Genomic DNA, 21021 nt, shown 5'->3' on the forward strand with positions numbered 1-21021 from the left:
GGCGCCTGTGGCGCGCGCTCGCGACTGGCCGCCCTGCGTCACGGCTTGCGTTTCGCCTCGAGCGTTTCCCAGCGTTCGAGCGCGGCGAGCAGTTCGTCGTCGATCGCCGCGAACCGCTCGGTCAGGCGCGTGCCTTCCTGCGGATCCTTCGCGAAGATCGAGCCGTCCTCGAGCTGTGCGCCGATCGTCTTCTGTTCTTCCTCGAGCGTCGCGATCCGCTCGGGCAGCGCCTCGAGTTCGCGCTGCTCGTTGAACGACAGCTTCACGGTGCGCTGCGCGTTGCGGCCGGCCGCGCTCTTCGCCGGCTCCTCCTTGACGGGCGCCGCGTCCTTCGCGGCCCGTTTCGCGGCGTCCTGCTGGGCGAGCTGCTGCGCGCGCTCGCTCTGGATCTGCCAATCGGTGAAACCGCCGACGTATTCGCGCCACTTGCCTTCGCCCTCCACCGCGATCACCGACGTCACGACGTTGTCGAGGAACGCGCGGTCGTGGCTGACGAGCAGCACCGTGCCGTCGTAGTCGGCCAGCAGCTCCTCGAGCAGCTCGAGCGTGGGGATGTCGAGGTCGTTGGTCGGTTCGTCGAGCACCAGCACGTTGGCGGGCCGCGCGAACAGGCGTGCGAGCAGCAGCCGGTTGCGCTCACCGCCCGACAGCGACTTCACCGGCGAACGCGCGCGCTCCGGCGCGAACAGGAAATCGCCGAGATAGCTCATCACGTGCTTGCGGTTGCCGCCGATCTCGACCCATTCGCTGCCGGGGCTGATCGTGTCCGCGAGGCTCTTTTCCTGGTCGAGCTGCGCGCGCATCTGGTCGAAGTACGCGACCTGCAGGTTCGTGCCCGTGCGCACCGTGCCTTCGTCCGGCTTGAGCTCGCCGAGGATCAGCTTGAGCAGCGTGGTCTTGCCCGCGCCGTTCGGGCCGATGAAGCCGATCTTGTCGCCGCGCATCACCGTCGACGAGAAACGGTCGACGACCGTGCGGCCGCCGTAGCGCTTCGTCACGTCGGTCAGCTCCGCGACGATCTTGCCGGACTTCTCGCCCTGCGCCACGTCGAGCTTCACGTTGCCTTGCGCGTTGCGGCGCTCCGCGCGATCGTTGCGCATCTGCACGAGCCGCGCGATGCGGCCGACGCTGCGGGTGCGGCGCGCCTCGACGCCCTTGCGGATCCACACTTCTTCCTGCGCGAGCAGCTTGTCGAACTTCTCGTTCTCGACCCGCTCGACTTCGAGCTGCTGCGCCTTGCGCGTCTGGTACGCGGAGAAATTGCCCGGATACGACAACAGGCGGCCACGGTCGAGTTCGACGATGCGGGTCGCGACGCGGTCGAGGAACGCGCGGTCGTGGGTGATGAACAAGAGGCCCGCGCGCTGCGTGACGAGCAGCTCCTCGAGCCAGCGGATGCCGTCGAAGTCGAGGTGGTTGGTCGGCTCGTCGAGCAGCAGCACGTCCGGTTGCAGGACGAGCGCGCGCGCCAGCGCGACGCGCTTCTGCATCCCGCCCGACAGCGCGTCGACGCGTGCGTCGACGTCCGCGAGGCCGATCTGCGCGAGGGTCGTCGACACGCGCGTGCGCCAGTTCCACGCATCGTGCGCGTCGAGCGACGACTGCAGCGCGTTCATCCGCGCGAGCAGCGCGTCATGCTCGGCGCCTTCGGGGGTCTCCGCGAGGCGATGCACGATCGCGTCGTATTCTTCGAGCAGCTCGCGCGTGTGCGTCAGCCCCGACGCGACCGCGTCGAACACGGTCGCGCCGGGCTCGAATTCGGGTTCCTGCGGCACGTAGACGGTCACGAGCTCCTGCTGGCGCGTGACGAGCCCGTCATCGGGGCGCGCGAGATCGGCGACGATCTTCAGCAGCGACGACTTGCCTGCGCCGTTGCGGCCGATCAGGCCGACGCGCTCGCCGGCCTCGAGCGAGAAATCCGCGTGATCGAGCAACGCGACGTGACCGAACGCGAGCTGCGCTCCGGTAATGGAATAAAGCGACATGGGGAAGACGGCGAAGAGAAGTCGGAAGCGCTCATTGTACCGGTGGCGGACGCCGCCGCCGGTCTGGCCGAACGGATGATGCCGCAAGACCGGCCGTGCAGGCCGGTTGGCGGCCGCCGCGCAATGGCGGCGGGTGCCGGAGGGCCGGTGCAGGCCCTCTCGCGCGGACGGCCAGGCCACCCGCGCGGGTGCGCCACTTACTGGGCGTTGACGACGATGGTCTGGCTCAGCTCGGGACCGTACGACCGGTGGACGCCGTCGCCGAACTGCAGCGTCAGCGTGTGCCGGCCCGGCGGCAACCGGATGTCGGTTTCGGTCTGGGCCTTGCCGTAGTGCAGCGACTGTTCGCCCATGGGAATCACGTCGCCCTTCGTAATCGGCCGGCCGTCGATCAGCAAGTGGTGGTGACCGGTATTCGGCGTCATGTCGCCGGCCTGCCGGAGCTGCATGTCGCCTTCGAGACCGAACTTCACGTGCACGGGGGTCCGCACCGTCGCACCTTCCGCCGGCTCGACGAAATACACGCGCGACTCGGCCCGCGCGATCGTGGCAACGGCCATCGCCGCCACGCACACTGCACCTGCGATCCACTTCTCGTTGAGCATCGGTTTCTCCTGATGATTGGACAGCCCGGGAAGCATACACCGCACGTACGGCGCGCGTGTCCCGGTCGCATTGTTCGCGATGCGCACGTTTAAAACGACGTTGCGGCGGCGTTCGACGAAATTCCGGTACCATTGCGCGTTTCGTCCGCCGGCCGGGCCGCGGACGGCATCACCCTGATTTCAATATCGTGAGCGCAACATGAGCGAAGTGACCGAATATCAAAGCTGGGTCTGCCTGATTTGCGGGTGGGTCTATAACGAGGCGGAAGGGCTGCCCGACGAGGGCATCGCGCCCGGCACCCGCTTCGCCGACATTCCCGCCGACTGGCGCTGCCCGCTGTGCGACGTGGGCAAGGACGACTTCGTCGTCGTCGACTTCTGATCGCGCAACGCGTTCGCGCGCACACGGATTCCGTGTGCCGACGCGAACGCACGTTTGCTATACTCTGCGCGCTGTCCACACCGCTGTCCGGTTCGCGCCGCGCGCGACACGCCGGATCCGCAGGCTCCCCGTAGTTCAATGGATAGAACAAGCGCCTCCTAAGCGCTAGATACAGGTTCGATTCCTGTCGGGGGGACCAAATATCCTCCAAAGTTTCACCAGCTTCGCCACAAGAACCCCGTCACGCTTGGCTGTGCGGGGTTTTTTGTTGCAAACTTCCACCAGCGACCACCAGTGGAAACAACCCCCGTCTTGGGGTTGTTTTGGGGGCTTCGCAAAACACCCCCGTCAAACAACCCCCGAGGCACCAGTACATGGCGCTCACCGACCTCAAGGTCCGCACAGCCAAGCCCGCTGAGAAACAACAGAAGCTTTATGACGGCGGCGGACTGCTGCTATTGATAACGCCGGCCGGCGGCAAGCGATGGGTTCTCAAGTACCGCGTCGACGGCAAAGAAAAGAGCCTGGCGCTCGGCACGTATCCGGAGGTATCGCTCGCTGAGGCACGCGCTCGCCGCGATAGCGCGCGCGAAAAGCTTGCCGCAGGCATCGACCCGGGCGAAGCCAAGAAAGCCGACAAGCGCGCTGCACAACTGGCTGCCGCCAGCTCGTTCGAAATCGTCGCACGCGAATGGTTTGAGACTCAGCGCGACGGATGGTCCGAGGTGTACGCAGGCAAAGTCATCAACTGTCTTGAAGTCGACGTTTTTCCTCGACTCGGCGCCCGCCCTATTGCGAGCATCGATGCTCCCGAGCTGCTGGCGATCATCCGTACTGTCGAATCTCGTGGCGTTCGCGAGACGGCCAAGCGGGTACTGCAGCGATCGCGTGCTGTGTTCCAGTACGGCATCATGACCGGTCGCTGCAGTCGAAATCCGGCGGCTGACATCGACGCCGAGACCGCATTGAAGAAGAGCACCGGCGTTCAGCATATGGCGCGCGTGAAGGCGACCGAGATCCCGCAGCTCATGCGCGACATTGACGAATACTCCGGCGATCTGGTCACGCGGCTCGCGCTTCGGTTCATGGCGTTGACGTTCGTGCGGACGAAAGAAATGATTCAAGCCGAGTGGTCAGAGATCAACGTCGATGCCGCCGAATGGCGCGTACCAGCCGACCGAATGAAGATGCGCGATCCGCATATCGTGCCGCTCTCCCAGCAGGCGCTCGACGTATTGGCGCGGTTGCGCGAGATCAATGGTGAACAGCGCTTCGTCTTCTACAGCGTGCAGGGCAGGAGTCATATCTCGAACAACACGATGCTGTATGCCCTGTATCGGATGGGCTACAAGTCGCGCATGACCGGACACGGCTTTCGCGGTCTTGCCGCTACGGCACTGCGCGAACTGGGATACAGCCGGGACGTCGTCGAACGTCAGATGGCACACGCGGAACGCAACCAGGTCACTGCCGCCTACGTTCACGCCGAGTACCTGCCAGACCGTCGCAAGATGATGCAGCGTTGGGCCGACTACCTCGACGAATTGAAGGCCGGGGCGAAGGTATTGCACTTTGCAGCCTCGGATGCGTAAACCTCCCTTCGCACAAAACCTTGCACCCGACGCTACAATTGCCGGCAACGTTTGTCCTTTATGAACTGGAGAAATTCGATTGACCGGTATCGATTACCACTATTGGGCGTCTCTGGACAAATGGAACAAGAAGGAGGCCGCCCTCCTAATCGATGGCAAAGATCCTCGATCACACAAAGAAATATCACTCCGAGCGAAAGAGATACCAGAAGGATACGAGCACGCCGCGAAAATTGCTGCCATCCTTGATCGCGCTGATTGGGCTGCTCGATATGGTGCAACGGCATGGCAAGTGGGTAGCAACCCGCTCTATATCATTGACGTTATCAGAAGCGCTGGAATTGAGATTCCGCAACCGCTGCTCATAGAGATCAAGAAACGGCAAGCCCGAGAGATTGAAGCGGAAGCCCGCTCCAAAGCTGCTGAAGAAGAAGACGAACGCAACAACCAGCGCAACGCGAGCGCCGCCACAAAGGAACGACATGCGATGCTCAAATTGATCATCGGTTTCGCTTACGGCGGATATCGCATGGACCCAGACTCACCGAGGAATAAGCACGCAAAAGAGATGCGTATCGACCTCGAACGAGCCGGCGTGCCACTGGACGACGAAACCATCAAAAAATACTTAGACGAGGCCAAACAACTACGCCGGAGTATCCTCGCAAGACGCGGAACTCCTTAACGAACTGAACGCTTCGCCCATCTGCAAAGCCGTGCACTGCACGGCTTTTTTGCATCTAAGCCAAGGAATTTTCTCCATCGAAACGGGAACCAGCGGGCATCCAGGGTGCAATCCATCGGCATCCATTGGTATGCATTTGCATGTATTGATACGTACTGACACGGCCCGACACGTGTTGGCACGTGCCGATGAGGCCCGTACGTTCTCGTCACGTCTCGCGAAAGAGTTGCAAATAAACGCAAACATACACAAATCGACGCGATGAGTAGAAAAAAGTAGAAAACCGTTCCAGTTTTTTTAGAAGAAATCTCCCACGCAGCCAAGCCCAGCAAGCAAACCGCCCGGGTAGCGTACCTGTCCGGCCAATCGGCTATTTCTGGCCGCAAACGCTTACCAGTATTGAAATTGCACCCGAAATCGGGTTTTGCGAATGGTCTCCGGACAACGCAACGGCCGTACCGAGTTCAATTGAGGCATTGCAACCACTACTGCCCACAGAGGGCAAAGGAAACGCGATGTCGTCCAATAAAGCGTCTGCACACCTCAACAGCGCAAACCTCCCTAGCCCGGAGACACTTCCGGCCGACGGCTTCACGCGCTGGAATAGCCTGCGTTCGTTTGTTCCATTTAGCCGCGAAACCGTCCGCAAGCGCGAAAAAGAAGGCCGCTTCCCTCGCCGTCAACAACTTGGTTCCGAGCGTTGCGCGGCTTGGCCGAACCGCGAGATCCACCGCTGGCTTGCAGATCCCGCAAATTATCGCGCGGAGGGCTGACTCGATGAGCGCACGAAAGCAATGCCTCGCCCTGATTCTTACCCGCCTCCCTGGAAATGATGCCGCCACCCAACGCGCACGGCTGCTAGCCGCAATGCGCGAGTTGGGCAGCATTACGACGTTCGAGGCCATGCGCTTCCTCGACGTGTTTGACCCGAGGCCGCGAATCCATGAACTGCGGCACTCACACGGGTACAAAATCTCGACCACCATGCGAGCCGAGCAGACAGAAAGCGGCGTCGTTCACCGCGTCGGCGTCTACATTCTCTCGTCACTGGGAGACGTGACGTGCTAATCGGCGGCGGACCTTGTAAACCCGAGCCAACGCGCTATACTATGAATGCGTCTGAAACAACGGACGCCGGGTTTGGCGACCTGAAAATACTGGCGGACGACCGCCTCAGTGCGGTTTTTTTACGTCCGTATGCCTTCGCGCGCCCATACGATCAATGGGCGGGCCTGGGTGGGGAGACCCTCGGGTCTGCCGGTTCCAGTGTTCCGGTTCGCCAACCCCGCTCAGTGCCCGCCCACCCCATTTGGCGATGGGAGGCGGGCTCCAACTCAACACTGGAGGCCGCTATGCGTGCTATCGCCCCCGCTCGCCCTGAGCAAACGCAACTTCTTCTCGAAATCGTCCAATCAGCGCTGCGCGCTGCTGCACTCGCCCCAACCTACCAGGACGCACTCGACGTAACCGGCGACGCACTACGCCGCCTGGCAGACCTCGTCCGTGCGGAGGCGTCGGCATGAATAGCGCCGCTACGAAACCCATTCTCAAGCACGCCATCGTCGACACCCTGCTTGACTGTGGGTCTGCTGCCCACTGCATCAAATGGCTTTTCGAGAAGTACGACGCCGGCGAGCACGAATGGTCCATCGAGGCAATTCGCCTGCTCACCTCGATACTCAACACCAAGCTGACCGACGCGCTGGAAAAGGCAGAATCAATCGAAGCGGAGGCGCGCCATGATTGATAGGCAACCTGACGCTGCCGGCCTGATGTCGTTCTTCTACGGTCGCTTCGACATGAAATCCGCCTCGACCGAAGAACTCGAATTTCTCTCGTCAGCAACAGCACCGGACGAGGCTGGAGCCTTGCGCGACACGCTTGATGGAATTGCCTGCCTTGTGGCCGAGGATTTGAGGAAGGAGCGCGGGCGACGTGTCGGCAATTTCCAAGAAAGCAGCGTTCCTTCGTTGCTGTGGAGTATCGCCCGACAGGTGGATGCAATCGGACAGATGGCCTTCATCGCGAGCGAAGCCGACTACGAACTGCGCGATCGCGCCGTGCGCGCCTCCTCTACCTTTTGTCGTCGATCAACCTCTAAGCAGTCCTTATCTGATAAGGGCAGCGAATGACAGCTACCCGATCCGAGGAAATCAAAGCGCGCGGCAATCGGATGATCGAGCGCGAAATCGAACGCTGTAGAACGCAGATGGGTGAACGCGAGTGGGAAGAGCACAAGGAATGGGTGACGGCAAACATCGTGACGGCCGCAAAGGCGTGGCTCACCCGCGAGGCGAAGGCGGGGCGGCTATGACGGATCACCTTGCAGAATTGGATTTGGATAGCGCGATTGACGCCGGCCAAGTCGCGGCGGCCCGTGAGGCGTTCTTTGCCCGGTTGCCGGGAACGAACGACGCGAAGGCCCGCCCCGCCGTGACCATCACCCGCGCCTCGAACGTTGTGCCGGAGGCTATCCGCTGGCTCTGGCCGGATTGGCTCCCTGAGGGGAAATTGACCCTGCTGGCGGGATCTCCGGGAACCGGTAAGACGACGCTAGCCTTGGCTCTGGCGGCGACGGTAACACGCGGCGGCGCGTGGCCGGACGGAACGGCCTGCAATCGTGCCGGCGACGTTCTCGTATGGAGTGGCGAGGACAACCCCGCCGATACGATCGTTCCGCGCCTGATGGCTGCCGGCGCCGACCTTGAGCGCGTACACATCATCACGGGCCGCACCGACGAGAACGGAGAACTGCTGCCATTCGATCCAGCCGCCGACATGCCGCTGTTGTCCGAACGGCTGGCCGATATGGGCGACGCTCGGCTGTTGATCCTCGACCCGATTGTTTCGGCCGTGTCAGGCGACGCACACCGCGTCAACGACGTTCGCCGCAACCTGCAATCGCTGGTGGACATGGCGAGCGCGTACCGCTGCTGTGTACTCGGCATCTCGCATTTCGCGAAGGGCACCAAGGGCAGTTCCCCTGCCGAGCGCGTTATCGGTTCTCAGGCGTTTGTCGCACTCGCTCGAATGGTGCTGGTTGCAGGCAAGGACGAAACAGCCGAGCGCCGGATTCTGGCCCGCGCGAAATCGAATATCGCCCCGGACGACGGCGGCGTGTCGTATGCGCTCGAATTGTCGGAGACGGACGGCATACAGGCAAGCCGGGTTGTGTGGGGCGCACTGATCGACGGATCGGCCCGCGACATTCTCGGGGACGTTGAGCAGGACGATGAAGAGCGCACCGGGCTCGATGACGCGTGCGAGTTTCTAACTAGCCTGCTGTCGGATGGGCCGGTTCGAACGAAGGTGCTGAAAGCCGATGCTGACGGCGCCGGGTTCAACTGGAAGATGATGCAGCGAGCCGGGTCGAAGCTCGGCGTTGAGAAACGCAAGATCGGGATGAAGGAAGGATGGGAATGGGCGCTCGCGAAGGAGACAGCCCCCGAAGAAGACACGAAGAATCCCACTCTCTATACCGTGTCCCCTTCGGGAAGTCATGTCCCCTTCGGCTCTGGCAAGGGTTTGCGGGCGGTCGATTTTGGCGATTCTCCCGAAGGGGACATGGTAAAGGGAGTGTCGCCTTCGGGAAATTCTTCGGACGCGGACGCCGGGGGTGACGTATGACGCCCCTCGAAATCTGGATCGAGTGCCGGCGAAGCGGGATCACCCTGATCGTCGATGGCGATCGGTTTACGTGGCGAGGGCCGCAGGATGCGGCGGATAGGTTATTGCCCGCCATGCGGGCGAATCGGGTTGCGTTGCGGGAGTGTGCGCGCGAGCTGAACGGTCTGCCGATCGAAGACGGCCCTTTCCTACCGTGGGGACCATACATGACGCCCGAACTGGTCAAGCAATGGCAACGTGAGCTGTACGACGCCGTGACAGAGCTAGCGCGCCTTGAGCGATGGCCGGACGAGTTTTACGACCATGTGGTGTTGTGCATCGAACGGCAGCCGCTTTCGACGCTGCGCCCCGACCTGACCCACTTCACTGAACGGCTCGCGGCGGCGCGGGCATCCATCAAAGCGGAGAATCGAAATGAACAGCACTGAACAGGCGATTGCGGATTACCAAGGGGCGGTAAAGCACCTGCTGCAAGCCGCTTTCGATCAACAACGGGTAGAGAACCCGGACGCATATGGAAATTGCTCGCTGGTGCTGCAATCGGGAGGCATGGCGCAGGTGCGCAGTTCCGCGATGATGGGGGGCGTGCTGGAGACGGTAATCAGCGTGGTAGACGCCGCCGGGGAGTCGGTTGAAGTTGCACGACTCGAAACAGGCGTTGTTAACCATTGAGGACTACTATAAAATAATTGACAAACAGCGGGATGTATGCCGGGCGCTACATCCTGCCTCTGCAGAAGGCGACGCGCCAAGCGCTGTCGTAACCACACCGAGCAGCATAGCCGAGCGCTGTTGAGCGGGCCGTGACAGACACTTTCCCATTTTCTATTTGAGGCGTTCAATGAATCACCCGTATACCCAAAAACCGATTGCCCGAGGCATCCGCTTCGTTCGCGCACAGGCACCGTCCGATGTTCAAGCGCTGATCGGCGGCCTAACTACCGCTTTCGCTGAATTCAAAGACAAGCATCAAGGCGAAGTGGACGAGCTGCGCACCGCGGTCGATTCCTTCGCTATCGCGATGGCTGCACAGCAGATGAACGGCAATGCCGGCGGCGCGGCTGCTCGCGCAGAACAGCAGCCGGTTTACGCAGCTCGCGGTCTGCGCTCTGCTGAGATTGCAGCGCACTACAACAAGCGTGCGCAGGCAGCCGACGAGGACAAGAGCGTGACGCTGGCGGACTTCATGCGCGGTGTGGCGGGCATGAAAACGACGGAAGGGGTAATGGCGTCGCTCGCGGTCGGGACGGATACGGCGGGCGGCTACGCAGTGCCGAACGTCGTCATGCCGAAGATCCTCGACGCTCTGGTGGATCAAAGCGCGCTGCTGACGGCAGGCGCGGGCATCCTGCCGCTCGACGGGGCCAAGAGCATCACGGTTGCCGGCATCGACACCCTGCCGGTTCCGGCATGGCGCCAGGAGCTGGGCGCGGTCGCGGAAAGCGAGCCGACCTTCCGCGCGCTGACTGGCAAGCCGCGTTCGCTCGCGTGCATCGTCCGTATCTCGCGCGAACTGCTGGCCGATGCGGACGACGTATCGCGCGCTCTCACACTGGCTATCTCGCAGGCGTTCGCGCTTGAGCTGGATCGTGTGGGGCTGGTTGGCTCCGGCACCGATCCGGAACCGCTCGGCCTGTATGGTCGCGACACGATCAAGAAGATCAAGCAGGCCGGCGCGACCTTCGGCTATGCCGACCTGCTGGCCGCGTACCAAACGCAGCTCGAAGGCAAGGCACCGGCCCCCACGGCGGCCATCATGGCACCGCGTACGCTGGTCGGACTCGCGGGCCTGACCGATACCACCGGCCAGCCGCTGGCTGCGCCGCCGCTGCTGTCGGGCGTGCGCCAGATGGCAACGAATGGCGCGCCGGTCGATCTCGGCACTGGCAAGGCCAGCAGCCTGGCGTTCGTCGGTAACTTCAGCACGATGCAGTTCGTCATGCGGGAGAACTTGAACATCGGCGTGCTCCGCGAGGCATACGCGAAGACGGGTGAAATCGGCTTCCTGTGCCACGCCCGCGCCGATCTGATCGTGAACTACCCGCAGGCGATCACCATCATCGAAGGCGTGACGAGCAAGGCCGCAAAGGCGTAAGCGGAACGGCAGCGAGGATGCCGAAGGGGCCGGGGCTATCGAAAGTCCCGGCCCTTTGTCCGTCTAGACCCCACGTTCCCTCACGCGCAGAAAATTTCCCCTTTCACACGATTTGTTAAAGCCTTTAACACGATGCAAAGCTGCTCAAGCCGTTATCAGCAAACAGATTCCGTCGATTGAGACGATGTTAAAGAGCAGCCATGTTGTTAACCCGATGACAAATCGCGAGCGAGCATGTTGCCGCCCCGCTGACGCGGCCAGCACTGGCCCACGCGCATTGTTGCCGTCCCTCGACTCCCGAGAATCAGAGCAAGTTGCTCCGTCTACGTGCCTCACGGTGCAAAGTTTGCATTTCGGCATCATATTGCGGTTAATCTACCGGGTAACCACACGGGACATACCGCGCCGCTGTACAGAGGCCCATAGCGGAAGCACCAAAACTAGATCGAGAACGGAGAACGAGCGATGCCGTTGGACTACGCGCAATACAAGAACGAGATCACTGCTGATGTGGCACAGGTACTCGCTGACGCAAGTTGCCAGCCGATACTATTCGTCGGCTCGGGCTTCTCGAAGCGCTACGCCAACGGGCCAAATTGGGAAGAACTTCTCACACAGCTAGGCAAAGATTGTCCGTTGATAGACAAGGATTTTGCCTACTATAAGCAGGCACATAATAACGATCTAAAAAAGGTCGGATCAGTATTTTCGGACCTCTATCGAGAATGGGCATGGGGAAAGGGACGTGCAAAATTCCCGGATGAATTTTTCCGTGCAAATTCACCACGAGATATTTTCATCAAGCATGCAATCGCACAGCTTGTGAAGGGGATCGGACCTGACGCCAAAGGCTCTTATGGATCTGCTGAGAACGACTCCGAAATTGAAGCCCTCAAGGCGATTAGCCCGCACGCCGTCATCACGACAAATTATGACGAAGTTCTAGAGCCATTATTTACCGACTACGAGCGAGTAGTTGGCCAACAAATTCTGCGCAAACCATTTCTTGCCATAGGCGAAATATTCAAAATACATGGGTGCATATCCAATCCAGACTCCATTGTCATTAACGAGGCAGATTACGATCGATTCTCAGAAGATCACAAGTATCTGAGCGCCAAATTACTTACGTACTTTATCGAGCACCCACTCTTGTTTATCGGCTACCGCGCCGAAGATCCAAATATCAAGAGCATCCTGTCCGACGTCGACAGGATGGTGCGTGCTTCCGAGTATGAACTTGTGCCGAATATTTACATTCTCGAATGGGATTCGAGCATTAACGATGCGTCCTATCCGCCTCGCGATAAGGTACTACCCGTCTCCGATGGGCGAAACATCCGAATCAAAAGCATTACTGCCTCGTCATTCGAATGGGTATTTCGCGCGTTCGGCCAAGCAGGAAACCTGGAGAAAATTAATACCAAACTTCTGCGCGCATTGATGGCTCGCTCGGTTGAATTGATTAGATCCGATATACCAAAAAAGCACGTCGAGATAGATTTCAAAACTCTTGAGCACGCCGTAAACTCCGGCGAAAATTTCGCCAAGCTTTTTGGTGTTACTTCACTCGACGATCCGGCCCAGGTGAACTTGAACTACAAATATGTGCTCAGTGGCGTCGCAGAGCAACTTGGACTGCCGAACTGGAACGCGGTGCAGAAGGTCATTGATGTTTTGAAGGAGTCTACTGGTTTCGATATCAAATCTACGGATAACAAATACCACATCACCATGCGAACTGGACAGGCCGCAGGTAGCAAGACCCATAAGTATTCAGAGGCCGCCGTTGACCTATTGCGGAAAGTCTACAACGGCGAAGAGTACGCTCTCGATCAATCCGTGCTGAACCTGAACGCGGAAGAAAAAAAATAGCAGGGGCCGTCTGAGCAGAAACAACGCGGAACCCTCGCCAAGCAGCACGTTGGGGAGGGGCCGCTGCGACGATCCCGGCTTCCCTTTCATGGCCACGATCGTCAGGGGGTTCTTTTGGGGGTTGTTTTACTAACATCCCGCCCACATCCAGCTACCGTCATATAGACATGAATTCTGTCGGGGACCAGCCCGCTCCCTGCACTGCCAGGATCGGCCAACGAAGCCCCGCAACGCCCAGCACTGCGGGGCTTTTTGCTGTGACTGGCGCTCGGGCAGGCCCGCAAGCCGGTCACTGAATTCGCGGACATCGCCAGCGCTGGCCCGGCTGCCTCCGCGCATTGCCGCGCGCCGTTTCCGCCGCCCCGCCCTCGTCGCGCGTCGCGAACGCCCAGCCCGCGCTGCCTCCTTCCGTCTGCCCGAATAGACACCAGCAACCGGGTTTGCTACGTTCGCACGGCAATCCTGCCGGACGACCACTCGTGCCCGCTTCGCCCATCACACGACAGGAGACCCCGTGGAAAGCCCCGTTGCCGCATCTGTGCGGACGGCCGCCGTCCGGCTCCTGCCATCCTTCCCGCTAATCGCCGCGCTGATCGCGTACAGCGTCGTCCTGTTCGTGCCTGCGGTGCTCAACGACGCGGACACATACTGGCACCTCGCAACCGGCGACTGGATCCTCGACCACCACGCGGTGCCACACACCGATCCGTTCTCGTTCACGATGGCGGGTCAGCCGTGGGTCGCACACGAATGGCTGTCCGAAGTGCTGATGGCGCTCGCGTACCGCGCGGGCGGCTGGAGCACCGTCGCGCTCCTGTTCGCCTGCGCGGCCGCGGTGACCGCCGGCGCGCTCGCGCGCTACCTGTCGCGGTGGCTGAGCCTGCCGGCCGCGGCCCTCGTGGCGCTGCTCGGCACGGCGTGCGTCAGTCCGAGCCTGCTCGCGCGCCCGCATTTGCTCGCATTGCCGATGCTGACGCTGTGGACGATCGGATTGCTGTCGGCCGAAGCGCATGCGAGCGCCCCGCGGCCGCGCCTGCTGGTGCTGATGCTGATCTGGGCCAATCTGCACGGCAGCTTCGTGCTCGGGCTCGCGATGATCCCCGCCCTCGCCGCCGACGCCATGCTCGACGCGCGGGGGCAGGACGTCCGTCGTTGCTTGCGCAACTGGAGCCTGTTCTTCATTGCCGCGGTAACGACGTCGTTGCTCACGCCACATGGCGCAAACGGGCTGCTGTTCCCGTTCCGCCTGCTCGCGATGCATCACGTCGCGCAGATCGGCGAATGGCGGCCGCTGGATCTGACGACGCTGCAACCGCTCGAACCCGCGCTCGCCGTGTTGGGGTACGTGATGGCGTTCCGACGTGTGCGAGTACCGCTGGTGCGGCTGCTGATCGTGCTCGGGCTCGCCTGCCTCGCGTACCGGCACGCTCGACACGAGATGCTGGCCGGAATCGTCGGCGCCGCCATGCTGGCCGAGCCGCTCGGCCGCAGCTTCGGTCCGCCGCCTGCGGCCGCAAAGAGCCGCGCGCCATTGCCGGGGGCAGCCGTTGCGCTTGCATGCGCGATCGCACTCGCCGCGCTGCGCTTCGCGCATCCGATCGTGCGCGGCGACGATCCGGTGTCGCCCGTCGCCGCGGTCGCGGCCGTTCCCGCCGACCGCCTGGACGCACCGGTTCTCAACAGCTACGAATTCGGCGGCTATCTGGTCTTCCGGCACGTGAAGCCGTTCGTCGACGGCCGCGCGGACATGTATGGAGACGCGTTCATGTCCGCGTATTTCGATGCGCTCAAGCCGGACCGTGCGGCGATCGAACGGCTCGTCGAACGATACCGGATTCGCTGGGCGCTGCTCGCCGCGCACGGCACGCTCGCCGAAGCCATGGCGACGCTGCCGGGATGGCGGCGCATCCACGCAGACAACGTCGCCGTCGCGTTCGTGCGCGACGGCCCATGACTATCGGCGACGCGACCTCGATACCGCGTTACTGCACCGTCGCGCGCCGCACGTCGCCCGACGCATGCCACACGCGATACCGCACCTCGAAGCCGTTCGGCACGTACACGACGACGGGCAGCCGGCTGTTGTAGCGCAGCAGCTGATCGTCGCCGCGCACCTGCACGAACCGTTCGCGCGGCGCCTGTCCCGGGCACGCCATCAGCGTCGACGCCGGTCCCTTCACGTCGGACAGCCGGTAGTACGTATAGCCCCAGCCCTGCACGGTCTCGGCCGCCAGATCGCCGCCGAACCATTGCTGGTTGCAGTCGGTCTGCAGCGTCTTGCCGATCATCAGCTCGACGCGCGCGTCCGCTTCGTCGGGCAGCGCGGGCAGCGCGATCACGACGCGCTGCTGGCCGGCCGCGGGCTGCGGGAACATCTTGATCGATTCGGCCGAAACGGCCGGCTCGGACGCCGGCCCCGCCGCGCATGCCGCGGCGGTCGTCACGCAAACGGCGGCCAGCGCGGCCCGGATCGCAAATTTCATCGAGGTGCTCCTGTATGACAAATGGCTCCGGATGCTAACACTTTCGCCGCCCGGCCTTACGGCGCTGTAATTTAGAGACACAATTGGTGGCAGATGCGCGGCGTTCCGCCTCTTATGATTCGCCCCAAGGGAGAACGCCATGATCAAGCTCATCGCCACCACCGCCGCCGTCGCCACGCTGCTGACCGGCTGCGTCGTCGCGCCGGACGCCGGCTACGGCTACGGACAAACCTATTACTCGGACCCCGGCTACGCGTACGGCCCCGCCTATGCGCCCGTGTACGGCACGGTCAACGTCTGGGGCGGCGGCGACTGGGATCGCCGCGATTACCGGCGCGACGACCGCGACTGGCGACGCGACCGCGGCTGGGGCGACCACGGCTGGGGCAATCGCAACTGGGGCGATCGCGGCAATGGCAACGGCGGCTGGAATCGCGGCAACGGCGGCAACCGCCCGACCGAAGGCAATCGCGCGAGCGGCGGCGCCCGGGACTGGCGCGGCGGCCAGGGCGACAACGACCGCGGCAACGGCCGCTGGCACTGACGCAATTGCAACCGTTTGTATCCGGCGCGGGCGGTGTGCACCCGTGTGGATAGCACAATCGGCCACGACACCTCGCCGCCCTCCGCCAACGAAAAAGGCCCTCGCTCGATGCGAGGGCCTTCTGTTTTTCGATGCCGCTTACGCCTGCGCCGGCCGCCGTACTCACCATCCGCCCGGCTGCGCATAGCCGTAGCCGCCCGGCGCCGGCGCGCCGCACACATACGCGCGCTGATAGCGGTCATAGCAATAGCGCGGCTGGTCGCCGTAGCCGTCGTCGTCCTGGTACTGCGCCTGCTGATAGCCCGGCGCATAGGCCGGCGGTTGATACGCCGGCGCCTGGTAATACGTCGGCGGCTGATAGGCGGGCGCCTGATACGCAGGCGCGGCATACGCGACCGGCGGATTCAGCGCGGACGTCACGATGGCGCCCAGCACCGCGCCGCCGATCAGCGCGCCGATGACGGCGCCGCCGCGGTCATGCGCGGACGCGGGCCCGGCGACGGCAAGCGAACCGGCGAGGACACACACTGCTGCGATCTTCTTCATGTTGCACTCCCACGCGAAGTGGTACGGGATGCGATGCATTGTGGACGCGGCCCGCGGTAATAGATGCAGCAAGTGGTAACGCACGATTACGCCGGACCGGCAAACCAAAACGCGCAAGCGCCGTGCTACATTTTCGGGACCAAGGAGACGCCTGCATGCAGCCCGAGATCGCCCGCCGTTTCGATACCGAATTCGCGCCGCGCATCGCGCACGCGATCGCCGCCTACTTCGCCGACCATGTGCAGACCGAAGTCGTCCCGTATGGCGGCCACGGCCACCCGTCGCAGGTGCGCGTGCGCAGCGCGCCGCACGAACACGTGAGCGGCTTCGGGCATCCGCTGAACCTCGAGCTGACCTGGGATACCGACGAGATCGAACGGCTGATGGCGCCGGAAGGCGAAGCACGCTTCGAGCACTACCTGGCCGCGCTGCCGAGAAAGCTGTCCGCGTGGCAGGGCGCGCGCGACGTCGACCTTGCGTCGCGCACGCAGGCCGATCCGGTCGTGCGGCTCGGCGGCCTCGACTTCGAGGGATGACCGCGCAGGCCCGCCGGCCGGCGTCGACAACGCGTAGCGCGGCCCGGTGATACACTCGGCCGGCTCGCGCCCGCAGGCATGCGCGCCGCCTGCGCGTTCCCGCCGTCGAACCCCACAAGGACGCCCCATCGCCACATCCCGGTCCGGGGCCGACACGTTCCCGCCATGAATCCCGATACCGGCCTGCCCCTTCCGCAACGCTACTGGGCGATCGTCTGCGTCGCACTGGGCATCACGCTCGCCGTGCTCGACGGCGCAATCGCCAACGTCGCGCTGCCGACCATCGCGCATGACCTGCGCGCGTCCGACGCCGCATCGATCTGGATCGTCAACGCGTACCAGCTCGCGGTCACGATCACGCTTTTGCCGCTCGCGTCGCTCGGCGAGCGCATCGGCTACCGGCGCGTCTACATCGCGGGCCTCGCGCTGTTCACCGCCGCATCGCTCGGCTGCGCGCTCGCCGGTTCGCTGCCGACGCTCGCGGTGATGCGCGTGATCCAGGGCTTCGGCGCGGCGGGCATCATGAGCGTCAACGCCGCGCTCGTGCGGATGATCTACCCGACGTCGATGCTCGGACGCGGCCTGTCGATCAATGCGATGGTGGTCGCGCTGTCGTCGGCCGTCGGTCCCACCGTCGCGTCCGCGGTGCTGTCGGTCGCGCCGTGGCCCTGGCTGTTCGCGATCAACGTGCCGATCGGCATCGCCGCGGTGCTCGGCAGCCTGCGCGCGCTCCCCGCCAATCCGCTGCACGACGCGCCGTACGACATCCCGAGCGCGCTGATGAACGCGTGCGTGTTCGGGCTGCTGATCATGGCCGTCGACGGGCTCGGGCACGGCGAGCGCGGCGCGTTCGTCGCGGCCGAGCTGACGGTCGCGCTCGTCGTCGGCTGGTTCTTCGTGAAGCGGCAGCTGTCGCAGCCGGCGCCGCTGCTGCCGGTCGACCTGATGCGCATCCCGCTGTTCGCGTTGTCGATCTGCACGTCGATCGCGTCGTTTACGTCGCAGATGCTCGCGTTCGTCGCGCTGCCGTTCTGGCTGCAGCATTCGCTCGGCTTCTCGCAGGTGCAGACCGGCCTCTACATGACGCCGTGGCCGCTCGTGATCGTCGTCGCCGCGCCGCTCTCAGGCGTGCTGTCCGACCGCTACTCGGCCGGCATGCTGGGCGGCATCGGGCTCGCGCTGTTCGCGGCGGGCCTGCTGTCGCTCGCGACGATCGGCGCCCATCCGGACAGCATCGACATCGCATGGCGGATGGCGCTGTGCGGCGCGGGCTTCGGCCTGTTCCAGTCGCCGAACAACCGCGCGATCCTGTCGTCGGCGCCGCGCTCGCGCGCCGGCGGCGCGGGCGGCATGCTCAGCACCGCGCGGCTGACCGGCCAGACGCTCGGCGCCGCGCTCGTCGCGCTGATCTTCGGGATCGCGCCCGCGCACGGACCGACCGTCGCGCTCTACGTCGCCGCCGCGTTCGCGGCCGCGGCGGCCGTCGTCAGCGCGCTGCGCATCGCGGCGCCGCAGCCGAGCGCCTCGGCCTGACCGGGCCGGCGCCCGGCGCGCCTCATGCCGCGTCGAGCGCGTCCAGCACGAAACGCACGCGCGCCTTCACGCTCGCGCGCGGCAGCTCGATCAGCCGATAGCCGTACGACGCATAGCATTCGACCATCGCGTCGTAAGTGCGCACCGCTTCGGCGAAATCCTGGCGGCGCTCGGTATCCTGCGTGTAGATGTCGGGCCACGGCGGCGCGATGAACACGCGCGGGTGATAGCGGAAGCGTCGCGCCGCGGCATCCGCGTGCGCGGGCACCGCGAGCCCCGACAGGCGCAGATAGCCGATCACGTCCGGCACGCCGCGATCGAAGAACACGGGCCCGCGCGCCTGCCGCGCGAGATGGTGCGAACGCATCTCCCAGCCCAGCATCAGCTCGGCGAACGCATTCCGGTCGCGCCACGGCAGCGCGGGGCCGTCGACCGCCATCTGGTCCTGGATCACCCCGCGCCCCGCTTCCTGCGAACGCGCGAAGCCGGCGCGCTCGAGCGCGTCGAGCAGCGTGCTCTTGCCCGACCCGGGCCCGCCCGTCACGACGAAAAAGCGCCGGGCGGCCTCGTCGGCCCCGCCGTCCGTGCCGCTGTCCACCCGTGCGCGCTCAGGCATGCGCGACCCGCCGGCCGGCCCGCCGCGTCACCGACGCGGCCGTCGCGACGCTGCGCAGATCCGCGACGAACGTGTCGCGCCAGACCGACAGGTCGTTCGCGCGCAGCCGCGCGAGATTGTCGGCATGCCGCGCCTGCCGCTCGGCGGGCGGCATCGACAGCGCGCGCTCGAGCGCGTCGGCCATCTGCGACAGGTCGTATGGATTGACGAGCAGCGCGCCCGGCAGCTCGGCCGCCGCGCCCGCGAACTCGGACAGCACGAGCACGCCCGGATCCGCCGGATCCTGCGATGCGACGTACTCCTTCGCGACGAGGTTCATCCCGTCGCGCAGCGGCGTCACGTAGCCGACCTGCGACATCCGGAAGAACGCCATCAGCAGGTTGCGCTCGTACTTGCGGTTCAGATACTGGATCGGCGTCCAGTCGAGCTGCGAGAAGCGCCCGTTGATGCGACCCGCCTCGCCTTCGAGCGTCTCGCGAATGCGCTGGTAGGTCTGCACGTCGGCGCGCGTCGGCGGCGCGATCTGCACGAGCGACACGCGCCCCTGCCAGCCGGGCGCGTTCGCGAGCATCCGTTCGAACGCCTGGAAGCGCTCGACGAGCCCCTTCGAGTAATCGAGACGATCGACGCTCATCACCAGCTTGCGGCCGTCGAGCGCGTCGCGCAGCATCTTCACCGGCTTGCGCGCGCCGTACTCCACCGCCGCCTGCGCGATCGCGTCCGGATACACGCCGATCGGATACGCGGCGACCTTCACGACCCGCCCGTGCGCGTGCAGCATCCCGTCGTCGCTCGAGGCGCCGATGCCGCGCCGCTCGATATAGTCGACGAACGCCTGCTTGTCGGCGTCGGTCTGGAAGCCGGCGACGTCGTACGCGCACATGAATTTCACGAGCTCGTCGTGCGGGGGCACCATGCGCAGCACGTCGGGCGACGGAAACGGGATGTGCAGGAAGAAGCCGATCGGATTCTTCACGCCGAGCTCGCGCAGGCAATGCGCGAACGGCAGCAGGTGGTAGTCGTGCACCCAGATCAGGTCGTCGGGCTTCAGCAGCGCGGCGAGCTGTTTCGCGAGCGCGGCGTTCACGCGCAGATAGCCCGCGTATTCCTGGCGGTCGAAGCGCGCGAGGTCGCCGCGATAGTGGAACACCGGCCACAGCGTCGCGTTCGAGAAGCCGCGGTAGTACTGGTCGTAGTCGCGGCGGGTCAGGCCGACCGTCGCGTAAGTCACGTTGCCGTCGCGCCGGATCGCGGGCGCCTCGGGCGCGCCGGCGATCTCGCCGCTCCAGCCGAACCACATGCCGCCGGTTTCCCGCAGCGCGTCCATCACGCCGACCGCGAGGCCGCCCGCGCTCGGGCGCGTGTCCTCCCCGATGGCGACGCGGTTCGATACGACGATCAATCTGCTCATGCGGCTTCCCCCTTCTTGATTCGAATGGCCGGCGCGCAAGGCGCGCGCCGTGACGGGCGCGGCAACCCGAAGGCTGCCGCGCGGCGGTTCAGACGTGAGAAATGCTGCGGCGGAATGCAACGGATACGACGTCACGCGTCCTGATCGACGCCGAGGTCGCGTTGATAGTCGAGCCCTTCCGGGCGGGTCCCGCCCTGGTTGTGATCGCCGTCGTGCGGCGTCGTGGCGGGTACGCCGGCGGGGGGCGCGGAGGGTGCATCGGTGCGCGGCCGCGAGCGGCCGGCGTCCGGGTCGGGCAACTGCTGCGAAGGCCGTCTGGAACGGCGCATGGTTGGGTGTCTCATGGGCGGAACGGCGCACGGCCGTCGTCGAAACATTCCATAACAAAACAGTCTAGGCGCGAAGCTTGGACGCCAGCGTAACAATTACCTTCAATTTGTAACGTTTCGACCCCTCGTCCACCATCTGCCAGACAATAGCGCCGCGCGCGCGAGGCCGGCCGCCGG

Annotated in this window: 24 protein-coding genes and 1 tRNA gene; 18 read left to right on the plus strand and 7 right to left on the minus strand. The window is 64.2% G+C overall.

Going from position 1 to position 21021, the window contains the following annotated elements:
* Window positions 1-38: 38 nt before the first annotated feature.
* Together B7P44_RS13130 and B7P44_RS13135 are read right to left on the minus strand one after the other, a co-directional pair.
* Window positions 39-1985 carry an ATP-binding cassette domain-containing protein gene (locus tag B7P44_RS13130; protein ID WP_084906654.1) on the minus strand — a complete coding sequence of 649 codons (1947 nt, stop codon included), beginning with the start codon at window positions 1983-1985 and terminating at the stop codon, window positions 39-41.
* A gap of 197 nt (window positions 1986-2182) precedes the next feature.
* Window positions 2183-2590 (minus strand): DUF4399 domain-containing protein, encoded by a 408-nt coding sequence (locus B7P44_RS13135; RefSeq protein ID WP_084906656.1) that lies wholly within the window; start codon window positions 2588-2590, stop codon window positions 2183-2185.
* Between the two features lie 199 nt (window positions 2591-2789).
* Here B7P44_RS13135 and B7P44_RS13140 point away from each other — a divergent pair, with 199 nt between their 5' ends.
* The 15 genes from B7P44_RS13140 to B7P44_RS13210 all read left to right on the plus strand — a co-directional run bounded on the left by B7P44_RS13140 (window position 2790) and on the right by B7P44_RS13210 (window position 14800).
* Window positions 2790-2972 (plus strand): rubredoxin, encoded by a 183-nt coding sequence (locus B7P44_RS13140; RefSeq protein WP_045567368.1) that lies wholly within the window; start codon window positions 2790-2792, stop codon window positions 2970-2972.
* A 124-nt stretch (window positions 2973-3096) separates the two neighbouring features.
* A tRNA-Arg gene (locus tag B7P44_RS13145) sits at window positions 3097-3171 on the plus strand.
* A 175-nt stretch (window positions 3172-3346) separates the two neighbouring features.
* Window positions 3347-4564: a tyrosine-type recombinase/integrase gene (locus B7P44_RS13150; protein ID WP_084904806.1), complete on the plus strand. Its 1218-nt coding sequence runs from the start codon at window positions 3347-3349 to the stop codon at window positions 4562-4564.
* A 79-nt stretch (window positions 4565-4643) separates the two neighbouring features.
* Complete coding sequence (locus B7P44_RS36320; protein ID WP_133117956.1) at window positions 4644-5249, plus strand: hypothetical protein; 606 nt, start codon at window positions 4644-4646, stop codon at window positions 5247-5249.
* 515 nt (window positions 5250-5764) lie between these two features.
* The gene (locus B7P44_RS13160) at window positions 5765-6022 is read left to right on the plus strand and encodes a helix-turn-helix transcriptional regulator (protein ID WP_084904810.1); all 258 of its coding nucleotides are present in this window, start codon (window positions 5765-5767) and stop codon (window positions 6020-6022) included.
* 4 nt (window positions 6023-6026) lie between these two features.
* Window positions 6027-6317, plus strand: a complete 291-nt coding sequence (locus B7P44_RS13165; RefSeq protein WP_084904812.1) for a helix-turn-helix domain-containing protein — start codon at window positions 6027-6029, stop codon at window positions 6315-6317.
* Window positions 6318-6768: 451 nt separating this feature from the next.
* On the plus strand, window positions 6769-6996 hold the full coding sequence (locus B7P44_RS13175; protein ID WP_084904815.1) for a hypothetical protein: 228 nt from the start codon (window positions 6769-6771) through the stop codon (window positions 6994-6996).
* Entirely contained in the window at window positions 6989-7381 is a 393-nt protein-coding gene (locus tag B7P44_RS13180; protein ID WP_084904817.1) for a hypothetical protein, read from the plus strand. The genes B7P44_RS13175 and B7P44_RS13180 overlap by 8 nt, the downstream gene beginning before the upstream one ends.
* A 41-nt stretch (window positions 7382-7422) precedes the next feature.
* On the plus strand, window positions 7423-7563 hold the full coding sequence (locus B7P44_RS37495; protein ID WP_231716619.1) for a hypothetical protein: 141 nt from the start codon (window positions 7423-7425) through the stop codon (window positions 7561-7563).
* Window positions 7560-8876 carry an AAA family ATPase gene (locus B7P44_RS13185; RefSeq protein WP_231716620.1) on the plus strand — a complete coding sequence of 439 codons (1317 nt, stop codon included), beginning with the start codon at window positions 7560-7562 and terminating at the stop codon, window positions 8874-8876. The genes B7P44_RS37495 and B7P44_RS13185 overlap by 4 nt, the downstream gene beginning before the upstream one ends.
* A complete protein-coding gene (locus B7P44_RS13190) occupies window positions 8873-9304 on the plus strand; it encodes a hypothetical protein (protein WP_084904822.1) in 432 nt (143 codons plus the stop codon). The genes B7P44_RS13185 and B7P44_RS13190 overlap by 4 nt, the downstream gene beginning before the upstream one ends.
* Window positions 9291-9548 carry a hypothetical protein gene (locus tag B7P44_RS13195; protein WP_084904825.1) on the plus strand — a complete coding sequence of 86 codons (258 nt, stop codon included), beginning with the start codon at window positions 9291-9293 and terminating at the stop codon, window positions 9546-9548. Before B7P44_RS13190 ends, B7P44_RS13195 begins: the two co-directional genes overlap by 14 nt.
* A 169-nt stretch (window positions 9549-9717) precedes the next feature.
* On the plus strand, window positions 9718-10971 hold the full coding sequence (locus B7P44_RS13200; protein ID WP_084904827.1) for a phage major capsid protein: 1254 nt from the start codon (window positions 9718-9720) through the stop codon (window positions 10969-10971).
* 465 nt (window positions 10972-11436) lie between these two features.
* Window positions 11437-12846, plus strand: a complete 1410-nt coding sequence (locus B7P44_RS13205) for an SIR2 family protein (protein WP_231716621.1) — start codon at window positions 11437-11439, stop codon at window positions 12844-12846.
* 514 nt (window positions 12847-13360) lie between these two features.
* Window positions 13361-14800: a hypothetical protein gene (locus B7P44_RS13210; protein WP_084904831.1), complete on the plus strand. Its 1440-nt coding sequence runs from the start codon at window positions 13361-13363 to the stop codon at window positions 14798-14800.
* Between the two features lie 28 nt (window positions 14801-14828).
* Here the strand turns inward: B7P44_RS13210 and eco are convergent, their stop codons facing one another.
* A complete protein-coding gene (eco, locus tag B7P44_RS13215; RefSeq protein ID WP_084904833.1) occupies window positions 14829-15329 on the minus strand; it encodes a serine protease inhibitor ecotin in 501 nt (166 codons plus the stop codon).
* 139 nt (window positions 15330-15468) lie between these two features.
* On the opposite strand from eco, the gene B7P44_RS13220 reads away from it, so the two are divergent.
* Window positions 15469-15873 (plus strand): hypothetical protein, encoded by a 405-nt coding sequence (locus B7P44_RS13220; RefSeq protein ID WP_084904836.1) that lies wholly within the window; start codon window positions 15469-15471, stop codon window positions 15871-15873.
* 162 nt (window positions 15874-16035) lie between these two features.
* Here B7P44_RS13220 and B7P44_RS13225 read toward each other — a convergent pair whose 3' ends face one another.
* Window positions 16036-16458 carry a hypothetical protein gene (locus tag B7P44_RS13225; RefSeq protein WP_084904837.1) on the minus strand — a complete coding sequence of 141 codons (423 nt, stop codon included), beginning with the start codon at window positions 16456-16458 and terminating at the stop codon, window positions 16036-16038.
* 116 nt (window positions 16459-16574) lie between these two features.
* On the opposite strand from B7P44_RS13225, the gene B7P44_RS13230 reads away from it, so the two are divergent.
* Window positions 16575-16955 (plus strand): DUF5594 family protein, encoded by a 381-nt coding sequence (locus tag B7P44_RS13230; RefSeq protein WP_084904841.1) that lies wholly within the window; start codon window positions 16575-16577, stop codon window positions 16953-16955.
* 165 nt (window positions 16956-17120) lie between these two features.
* Window positions 17121-18488, plus strand: a complete 1368-nt coding sequence (locus B7P44_RS13235; RefSeq protein WP_084904842.1) for an MFS transporter — start codon at window positions 17121-17123, stop codon at window positions 18486-18488.
* A 22-nt stretch (window positions 18489-18510) separates the two neighbouring features.
* On the opposite strand, the gene B7P44_RS13240 is transcribed toward B7P44_RS13235, so the two are convergent.
* The 3 genes from B7P44_RS13240 to B7P44_RS13250 all read right to left on the minus strand — a co-directional run bounded on the left by B7P44_RS13240 (window position 18511) and on the right by B7P44_RS13250 (window position 20844).
* Complete coding sequence (locus B7P44_RS13240; RefSeq protein ID WP_084904844.1) at window positions 18511-19104, minus strand: AAA family ATPase; 594 nt, start codon at window positions 19102-19104, stop codon at window positions 18511-18513.
* Entirely contained in the window at window positions 19097-20515 is a 1419-nt protein-coding gene (otsA, locus tag B7P44_RS13245; protein WP_084904846.1) for an alpha,alpha-trehalose-phosphate synthase (UDP-forming), read from the minus strand. Before otsA ends, B7P44_RS13240 begins: the two co-directional genes overlap by 8 nt.
* 131 nt (window positions 20516-20646) lie before the next feature.
* The gene (locus B7P44_RS13250; RefSeq protein WP_084906658.1) at window positions 20647-20844 is read right to left on the minus strand and encodes a hypothetical protein; all 198 of its coding nucleotides are present in this window, start codon (window positions 20842-20844) and stop codon (window positions 20647-20649) included.
* Window positions 20845-21021 lie beyond the last annotated feature (177 nt).

The sequence above is a fragment of the Burkholderia ubonensis subsp. mesacidophila genome, from assembly GCF_002097715.1.
Taxonomy (GTDB): domain Bacteria; phylum Pseudomonadota; class Gammaproteobacteria; order Burkholderiales; family Burkholderiaceae; genus Burkholderia; species Burkholderia mesacidophila.

Excerpts from the sequence above, each read along its gene's own strand:
- B7P44_RS13250 (WP_084906658.1), bottom strand. The coding sequence starts at position 20,844 with ATGCGCCGTTCCAGACGGCCTTCGCAGCAGTTGCCCGACCCGGACGCC.
- B7P44_RS13185 (WP_231716620.1), top strand. The coding sequence starts at position 7,560 with ATGACGGATCACCTTGCAGAATTGGATTTGGATAGCGCGATTGACGCC.
- B7P44_RS13225 (WP_084904837.1), bottom strand. The coding sequence starts at position 16,458 with ATGCATCGCATCCCGTACCACTTCGCGTGGGAGTGCAACATGAAGAAG.
- eco (WP_084904833.1), bottom strand. The coding sequence starts at position 15,329 with ATGAAATTTGCGATCCGGGCCGCGCTGGCCGCCGTTTGCGTGACGACC.
- B7P44_RS13160 (WP_084904810.1), top strand. The coding sequence starts at position 5,765 with ATGTCGTCCAATAAAGCGTCTGCACACCTCAACAGCGCAAACCTCCCT.
- B7P44_RS13165 (WP_084904812.1), top strand. The coding sequence starts at position 6,027 with ATGAGCGCACGAAAGCAATGCCTCGCCCTGATTCTTACCCGCCTCCCT.
- B7P44_RS13175 (WP_084904815.1), top strand. The coding sequence starts at position 6,769 with ATGAATAGCGCCGCTACGAAACCCATTCTCAAGCACGCCATCGTCGAC.
- B7P44_RS13235 (WP_084904842.1), top strand. The coding sequence starts at position 17,121 with ATGAATCCCGATACCGGCCTGCCCCTTCCGCAACGCTACTGGGCGATC.
- B7P44_RS13240 (WP_084904844.1), bottom strand. The coding sequence starts at position 19,104 with ATGCCTGAGCGCGCACGGGTGGACAGCGGCACGGACGGCGGGGCCGAC.
- B7P44_RS13230 (WP_084904841.1), top strand. The coding sequence starts at position 16,575 with ATGCAGCCCGAGATCGCCCGCCGTTTCGATACCGAATTCGCGCCGCGC.
- B7P44_RS13140 (WP_045567368.1), top strand. The coding sequence starts at position 2,790 with ATGAGCGAAGTGACCGAATATCAAAGCTGGGTCTGCCTGATTTGCGGG.
- B7P44_RS37495 (WP_231716619.1), top strand. The coding sequence starts at position 7,423 with ATGATCGAGCGCGAAATCGAACGCTGTAGAACGCAGATGGGTGAACGC.
- B7P44_RS13180 (WP_084904817.1), top strand. The coding sequence starts at position 6,989 with ATGATTGATAGGCAACCTGACGCTGCCGGCCTGATGTCGTTCTTCTAC.
- otsA (WP_084904846.1), bottom strand. The coding sequence starts at position 20,515 with ATGAGCAGATTGATCGTCGTATCGAACCGCGTCGCCATCGGGGAGGAC.
- B7P44_RS13135 (WP_084906656.1), bottom strand. The coding sequence starts at position 2,590 with ATGCTCAACGAGAAGTGGATCGCAGGTGCAGTGTGCGTGGCGGCGATG.
- B7P44_RS13200 (WP_084904827.1), top strand. The coding sequence starts at position 9,718 with ATGAATCACCCGTATACCCAAAAACCGATTGCCCGAGGCATCCGCTTC.
- B7P44_RS13205 (WP_231716621.1), top strand. The coding sequence starts at position 11,437 with ATGCCGTTGGACTACGCGCAATACAAGAACGAGATCACTGCTGATGTG.
- B7P44_RS13130 (WP_084906654.1), bottom strand. The coding sequence starts at position 1,985 with ATGTCGCTTTATTCCATTACCGGAGCGCAGCTCGCGTTCGGTCACGTC.
- B7P44_RS13220 (WP_084904836.1), top strand. The coding sequence starts at position 15,469 with ATGATCAAGCTCATCGCCACCACCGCCGCCGTCGCCACGCTGCTGACC.
- B7P44_RS13195 (WP_084904825.1), top strand. The coding sequence starts at position 9,291 with ATGAACAGCACTGAACAGGCGATTGCGGATTACCAAGGGGCGGTAAAG.
- B7P44_RS13150 (WP_084904806.1), top strand. The coding sequence starts at position 3,347 with ATGGCGCTCACCGACCTCAAGGTCCGCACAGCCAAGCCCGCTGAGAAA.
- B7P44_RS13190 (WP_084904822.1), top strand. The coding sequence starts at position 8,873 with ATGACGCCCCTCGAAATCTGGATCGAGTGCCGGCGAAGCGGGATCACC.